At 75.1% G+C, this 2,084-nt stretch carries 3 protein-coding genes; 1 reads left to right on the plus strand and 2 read right to left on the minus strand.

The genetic code is table 11. The annotated features are described in order from the left end of the window. On the minus strand, positions 1–895 hold an 895-nt coding region (locus ACJA3G_RS35695; RefSeq protein WP_406557183.1), incomplete at its 3' end, for a serine/threonine-protein kinase. 61 nt (positions 896–956) lie between these two features. Continuing rightward, a complete protein-coding gene (locus tag ACJA3G_RS35700; protein WP_406557184.1) occupies positions 957–1,256 on the minus strand; it encodes a hypothetical protein in 300 nt (99 codons plus the stop codon). Positions 1,257–1,536: 280 nt separating this feature from the next. Between ACJA3G_RS35700 and ACJA3G_RS35705 the strand changes: the two genes are divergently transcribed. Then, a partial coding sequence (locus ACJA3G_RS35705) for a hypothetical protein (protein ID WP_406557185.1) occupies positions 1,537–2,084 on the plus strand: 548 nt, incomplete at its 3' end.

Below are 2,084 nucleotides of genomic sequence, written 5' to 3' on the forward strand. Positions count from 1 at the left end.
ACGCCGGGGTGGGCGTGTCGGGGAGCGCCGGCGCCGTGTCCTCGCCCTGCCAGGGCTCCGGCAGCCAGCCCGGCGCGAGCAGTTCCCCCGGCGGACGCCCGCCGGTGAGGGCGTGCAGCAGCGCGGGCAGCTCCGGGCGGTCGGCCGCCTTCTTCGCCAGGCACCGGCCGACCAGGTCGCGCAACCCCGTGGGTACCGCCTGGAGATCGGGCTCCTCGTTCACCACCCGGTAAAGGAGCGCGGGCACGGACGCCTCCCCGAACGGGCTGGCCCCCGTCGCCGCGTAGGCCAGCACCGACCCCAGTGAGAACACATCGGTCGACGGCTCGACCGGCAGCCCCTGGATCTGCTCGGGCGACATATAGCCCGGCGAGCCGATCGTGGTCCCGGTCAGGGTGAGACCGCTGTGCTCGCAGAGCCGGGAGATCCCGAAGTCGATCACGCGCGGCCCGTCCTGGGCGAGCAGCACGTTGGCGGGCTTGAGGTCGCGGTGGATGAGGGAGGCGCCGTGGATCGCGGTGAGCGCCTCCACCAGCGCGGCCCCGAGCGCCCTGACCGAAGGTTCGGGGAACGGGCCGCTCCGCTGCACCGCCCGCTGGAGGGAGGGGCCCGGGATGTAGGCGGTGGCCAGCCACGGCCGGGGCCCCTCGGGGTCGGCGTCGACCACCCCGGCCGTGAAGAAGCCGCTCACGGCACGGGAGGCGATGACCTCACGGGCGAACCGCTGCCGGAAGGCCGGTTCCTGTACGTACTCGGGCCGGATGACCTTGATCGCGACCTGTCGGCCACCGGGGGAGTACCCGAGGTAGACGCGGCCCATGCCGCCGCTGCCCAGCCGGGCGACCAGCCGGTACGGCCCCACGGCGGCCGGGTCGTCGGACTCCAACGGCTCCAAGGCGCCCCCCGGGTCGCATCCTGGACGTCACCACGTCGCTCGTCGCACAGCGTAGCGCCGCTCAGGCGGCGCCGCCGACCCCCGGAGCCACGAACCGGCGGTGCAGCGGGAGCAGTTGGGTATCCGGCTGACCGGTGATGCCCACCTTCTCGACGGCGGGCGCGAGCCGTTCGGCGAAGAACCGTTCGAAGTCCTCCGGGGACTCCCAGACATCGGTGACGCGCAGGGTGTCCGTCTCGAACCACGCCACATGCAGACAGGCGCCGTCGGGCACCCGCTCCTCCCAGCCCACGGCCTCACGGACCGCGTCGTACTGCTCGGGGCTCACCCCGGCCCAGCTCAGCGACAGGACGACGGCCATCGTCCACCTCTCTCCTCATCCCGCCCGCCCTGGTGAGCGGGGCGGGCCAATTCTCCTTGCCGGGGTCCGTTTTCGGACACACCTCCTGAAGGCGCGCGGCAGCGTAAGGGAGCGCATCCGGCGACCGCCACGCCCCTCCGGCCGGGCGTCACCCGGACGGCCGCCCCGGCGCACCCGCCGGCCCCGGTCGCCACCCGTCCAGCGGCTGTCGGCGCGCCACGGCGCCGGGCGGGCGCGAGCCTTGGGGCTGTAGCCCGTCGACACCTTCCCAGGAGAACCCGTGCCCTCTCCCCGACGTCTGCTCCGTGGCGCGCTCGCGGTCGCCGTCCTCGCGCCGGCCCTGCCCGCCATGACGGCCGCCGCCGAGGGCCCGCCGTCCGGAGCGGTCCGCACGAGCCGGGTGGAGTGGGCGGACGGGGCCTTCCGTTCCGTCTGCGGCACCCGTCGGGGCGCCGCGCCCGACCGCCGCACCTTCCGCTTCTTCGACGAGGCGGGGCTGGAGGCGGTGGCCTCGCGCATCACCCGCGACGGGCAGGGGACCGTGCTGTGGACCGGCCACCTCACCGGCCACCCCGACCGGCCCGTGACCCTCGCCATCGACGGGGCGTGCGGCCAGGGCCCGCCGAGGGTGGCCGGAGAGGTCCATCTGGGCACCAGGCGGTATGTGCTCGACGCCGACCGGGCGGGCGCCTCCACCGTGCGCGAGCTGACCTACGCGGGGACGTCACCCCGGCGCGACGACGTCGTACGGGTCGAAACCCCCCGGGGCACCCGGCCCGTGCGCCCGCCCGGTCGGCGTCGAGCACATACCGCCTGGTGCCCAGATGG

The organism is Streptomyces sp. YS-3 (assembly GCF_045257485.1).
GTDB lineage: Bacteria > Actinomycetota > Actinomycetes > Streptomycetales > Streptomycetaceae > Streptomyces.